1 protein-coding gene is annotated in these 291 nt (G+C 34.0%); it reads right to left on the bottom strand.

Annotated elements, in window-relative coordinates; translation table 11 throughout:
* Positions 1-59: 59 nt before the first annotated feature.
* On the bottom strand, positions 60-291 hold a 232-nt coding region (locus D9V42_RS14895; protein WP_133062719.1), incomplete at its 5' end, for a DDE-type integrase/transposase/recombinase.

The raw sequence follows: 291 nt of genomic DNA, 5'->3' as shown, positions 1-291 counted from the left end.
GGTTCTGTTGCAAAGTAAAAAAATATAGCTAACCACTAATTTATCATGTCAGTGTTCGCTTAACTTGCTAGCATGATGCTAATTTCGTGGCATGGCGAAAATCCGTAGATCTGAAGAGACCTGCGGTTCTTTTTATATAGAGCGTAAATACATTCAATACCTTTTAAAGTATTCTTTGCTGTATTGATACTTTGATACCTTGTCTTTCTTACTTTAATATGACGGTGATCTTGCTCAATGAGGTTATTCAGATATTTCGATGTACAATGACAGTCAGGTTTAAGTTTAAAA

It is taken from the genome of Staphylococcus pseudoxylosus, from assembly GCF_003697915.1.
GTDB lineage: Bacteria > Bacillota > Bacilli > Staphylococcales > Staphylococcaceae > Staphylococcus > Staphylococcus pseudoxylosus.
The sequence above is the reverse complement of the archived record's forward strand: the minus strand, read 5'-3'. Positions and strand labels throughout refer to the sequence as shown.